General features: G+C 70.8%; 2 protein-coding genes and 1 pseudogene. All 3 read right to left on the bottom strand.

Annotation, left to right across the window (positions count from 1 at the left end; genetic code table 11):
* Positions 1 to 149: 149 nt before the first annotated feature.
* The gene (locus DD1DGNOD_RS23870) at positions 150 to 1,346 is read right to left on the bottom strand and encodes a lanthionine synthetase C family protein (protein ID WP_131771074.1); all 1,197 of its coding nucleotides are present in this window, start codon (positions 1,344 to 1,346) and stop codon (positions 150 to 152) included.
* Complete coding sequence (locus DD1DGNOD_RS30220; RefSeq protein ID WP_241255947.1) at positions 1,343 to 2,110, bottom strand: thiopeptide-type bacteriocin biosynthesis protein; 768 nt, start codon at positions 2,108 to 2,110, stop codon at positions 1,343 to 1,345. Before DD1DGNOD_RS30220 ends, DD1DGNOD_RS23870 begins: the two co-directional genes overlap by 4 nt.
* 297 nt (positions 2,111 to 2,407) lie before the next feature.
* Positions 2,408 to 4,269 (bottom strand): annotated as a pseudogene (locus tag DD1DGNOD_RS30215) (lantibiotic dehydratase family protein); the annotation flags it as partial.
* Positions 4,270 to 4,365: the final 96 nt, after the last annotated feature.

Raw genomic sequence — 4,365 nt, 5'->3', positions numbered from 1 at the left:
CCGAGCGCAGGTAGCCGGCGGCGTCGATGCGGTCGACCATGCGGTTACGCAGGTCTTCGGGCTGGGTATCGGTCGTGGCGGTCATCCGTTTCCTTCCGTGCGCAGTATCTCAAGGGGCAGCGGGCCCCATTTCAAAGGGCAGCGGGGCCTCAAAGGGTCGGTGGGGCGAGGAGCAGACAGGCGTCCCACCGGGTGGCAGACGCCGTGTCGGCGCAGATGTGGCGGGTCAGCGCGATGCCCGCCGCGCCTTCCAACAGTCCGTCGCCGGTCGCCTGTGTCGTGCGGTGGAAGTGCTGCTCGAACCTGGTGTGCAGATCGGGCAGGACGGCGGCCAGGGCGCTGTCGGGACCGGCGTCAGCCGCCGCTCGCCGGGTGGTCTGGACAAGCCCGGCCCATCCGTGACAGACGCCGGCGTCGTTGAGCTGAGCCAGCTGCTTCTCGTTGACGAGGCATCCGGCCAGTGCGGACTCGGCCTCGTGCTGCCGCCGCCGGTCGCCCAGCGCCAGGGCGGCCACCTGCTGGGCACGAGCCAGTCCAGGGGTGCCGTAGCACCAGCCGGGTCGTTGCGGGCCGGGCTGCTGGACGGCCCCAGCCTTCCATTCGGCCGGGGAGATCATGCCGGGCCACCACCGTCGCCCCGGGGTGCCGCAGCGCCACTGGTCCAGCTCGGCGCAGATCCGGTCGATCGCCTCGGCATGACCCGGCACGATGATCCCGAGCCTCATCGCGGTGGCCAGCAACGCCAGTGGCCCGCTGATGCCGTGAGCGAGACCCAGATTGCTGTGGCCGCCCGGCCACGCGGGAGAGGGCTGGTCGCCGGGGCCGTGACCGGTCCACCATCCCGGCAGCCGCTGGCCGCCGACGGTCGCGGATTCCGTGGCCAGACCCACCAGGTAGGACAGGACCTCGGACAGCAGTTCGGTGTGATGGGTCTGGAGCAGGTACACGCCGATCCCGGTCAACCCGTTGATCAGGTCGAACTCGCGCAGTTCTGCCAACTGCCCGCGCTCGATCCGCTCGTATGCCCGGCCCAGGCGCTGCCGGGTGAGTGCGGTGATGTGGCCGTCCAGGGTGGCCAGCGCGGCGGCGTAGGCCGGGTGGTTGGCCGCGCGAAGGACGAAGGCGACAGCCGGAGCACCCCGGAACAGGCCGCAGGCGTCGGGGTCGGCGACAACGGGGCTGCGGGTCATCGCGGTGACCCACTGGTGGGCTGTGTCCCAGCCTTCGATGCCGGCGCGGGCGATATGCAGCAGCGCGATCCCGGCGGCTCCGTTGGACAGTGACTGGCTCCAGTCCGGTGAGGGATCGTGCCCCGGTGGTCGGGCGAGCGGATCGGTGCGCGTCACCGGCCCTCACCGCCGCCCTGGTGGCGGGTTTGCCAGGCCAGTGCCGCCTGACGGGCCAGACGGCGGCAGGTGCGTTCGCCGTCCGGGTCGATGCCGAGGGCCCGGTTGTGGTGCATGTGCAGCAGCGACTCCACCACGCGGTCGAGGTCCGCGTCCGTCGGCAGGTGCTTGCGGTAGGTGGCCAGCGTGTCGGCGCGGGCCTGCCAGGCGTGGTCGACCGCTGCGGCCCAGCCGGGCACTTCCCGCAGCGCTCCCATGTCGGTGGCTAACCGAATGGCCTGGCCGGTCACCGCCCGGTCCGTGGTGGGTGTGGAGGGGACGGGTCGGGCGGCCAACCAGTCCATCGCCTCGGCGTGCTCGCCGACAAGGCCGGTGACGATGCCGACCATGTTCGCCACGGCCAGCGCGGTGGGGTGTGCGGCGGCGGTGGTGGTGGTCAGGTCCCGCAATGCGGTGGCGACGAGATGGGAGTCGGCGACGAAGACGTCCTCGGCCGCGTTCATCGCCGCGCCGTGCCCGTAGCGGCCGATTTCGGGATAGTAGGTGTCGATGACCAGCTGTCCGACGATGCCTGCCTGTCGCATCCGCTGCGCCCACTCCCCCACCCTGTTTGTGCACGTAGCGTAGTGGTGGCGGTTGGTCCGGATGCGCAGCCGGAGGTGGTCGGTCTCCTGCGAGCTGCGGTAGCGCAGCCACCAGCACGAGGGCTCGGTGTCGAGCGCGGCCAGCAGGGTGGGCAGGTGCTCGGTGATGATCTCGTTCATCCGCTCGGGATGGGTGTAGATCCTGGCAGACAGCCAGGTCGTGTCCGGGGTGCCGGGCAGCTGGCCGTGCGTGTTGGTCACCGTGGGCAGCGTCCCGCGCAGAGGGTTGGGCGCGGCGGCGCGGGTTGTGACAAGGGGTAGCGCGATTTCGTGGGCGTAGCCGTCGATCCACCCGTACTCGGCTGGTGGGGTGGCCGCATAGAGGATGGCTTGGCCATACCGCTTGAGGTGGGCATGCAGGAGGGTGGCGTGCGCGGGTTCGTCGAGGGTCAGGCGCAGCGTGCGGTCTGCGTCGCGCAGCTCAACCACCTCGGGGCACCCCCAGCGCTGCCGCCACCGGTCGAGCACCTGCCGCCAGTGGTCTGGACCGGCCTGGCCTTGCGGCAGGTCGTCGGTGGTCAGCCGCCACTGTGTCGGGGACAAGATGGTGCGCCGGTAGCGCACCCGGGGCAGGAACGGCAGCCGGATGTGCGGACCCCAGTCGAACTGGTACCAGGCGGCGGAAAACGCCCGTGGCAGGTGAGCCAGGAATCGGGCCAGCGGCGAGGGCTGCTTGTCCAGCGCGAGCGCGTGAAACACCTGCGGCTCAATGATTTGGCGGCGCGAGAGGCTGACCAGGTGCAGCCGGTCGCGGGTTGCGGTGATGGCCAGGTCGTCGACCGCGATGAGGCTGGTGTCGGCGGGTTCGCGGTGCTCCCCGAGCGGGAGCAGGTGGTCGAGGTAGGCCGGGACACGGCAGACGTTCTCCGCGTGCGGGTACAGCGGCCCGAAGGACATCTGTACGCGCAGCGCGCCGTCGGTGGCGGCGGGCAGTGCCCTGTACGCCTGCGCGAGGCCGGAGCCGGTGGCCGTCGGCGTGAATCGCGACGTGAGGGTGCCAGCGGAGCGGGCGGGAGCGACCGTGAGGAGGAAGTCGCCATGCTGAAGCGCCGTGGTGCTGGCGGCGTGAATGCGGGCGGACAGCTCGACGTGCGGCGGGATGTAGCGCTCGTCGAACGTCTCGTCAGTTAACTCGCTGACCTGCTCATCGGTGAGCACGATCTCGCGGGTACCGTCGGCCATCGCCTGCCAGGCCAGCGCCAGCAGCCGCTCGTCCCGCTCCGGGATACCCGGTATCGGTGCGTACAGCACGCTCCCGCGATACCCCGCCGGATAACCCAGGCCGGCGTCCGGGTCGAGCACCTCGGCCAGCGGCACCAGCGTGCCGGTGCCGTACCGGTCGACGAACGCGGCATGGAAGGCGTGCCAAGCTGCTTCACCTGTCGGCTGCCGCGTCAGGCACAGCAGCGCGCTGGCAGCCCGCTCCATTTCACCGCGACCTGGTTCGGCAGCTGCACCGCGCAGTCAAGCAGCAGGTCCACCGCCAGCGGCGTGCGCCCCTCCGGCGAGAGTTCTCTCATCCGGTCCGTGATCGCCGCGCGGACGCGACTCTGCTCGGCCCGCGTGGTTGTCTCGTGGTTGTGGTGGCGCAGGTCCGCCAGCAGGACGTCCAGGTCGTGCACCAGGGACGCGAGGGCCGGCAAACTCCCGGCGCCAGCGTGGTGCAGCCGGTCCATGAGGTGAGCGAACGGATCGGTGACCGTGAATGAGGCGCGCAGGCTGGTCAGCAGGTAGCCGTGCCGCACCAGTTCGGTGAGCATGCCCCGCGTCGTTGACCGGTCGACGGAGAAGCCCTCGGCCAGCGTGTCGATCAGGGCCCCGAACCGGACAGGCGTTGCCGCCAGGTCGTGGACCGCCGCGACCGCGCTGGTATAGCGAATGGTCACCCGGTTCGGCCCTTGCGGTACTTCCAGTCGCCCTCCACGCCGGACAGCCAGATCGGTGACCACTACGTCGAGCCGTTCCAGCAGCTCGGGGCAGCGTTCAGCGCGAGCGATGATGTCAGCCAGCCACCCGGTGTCGACGCGGGCCACCCCTCGGTGATCCGCGCCCCAGTCCACCTGGGTCGTCTTGCCCAAGCTCACCGGGGCCACACCGGCGAACAGGCCGAAGGGGGTGGGGCGGCCGATGCTGCGCAGCAGGTAACGCGCGGTGGACAGGGTGGCGCTTCGGATCTGCTTGCCGCCAACGGTACGACCGGCGTGGATGGCGTCGACGCCCTCTCCCAGGGACGGGCTGGCTTGCCGCACAGCGTCGGCGAGATCAGGGCGGGACCACATCTGGTCCAACCAGTGCCGGCACGCATCTGTGTCGGTCAGGTCGGGCCACCAGTCCACGACATCGCTCAGCGGCGCGGCTGCCGCCCGAAGCAACGC

Source organism: Candidatus Protofrankia californiensis (genome assembly GCF_900634765.1).
GTDB lineage: Bacteria > Actinomycetota > Actinomycetes > Frankiales > Frankiaceae > Protofrankia > Protofrankia californiensis.
The sequence above is the reverse complement of the archived record's forward strand: the minus strand, read 5'-3'. Positions and strand labels throughout refer to the sequence as shown.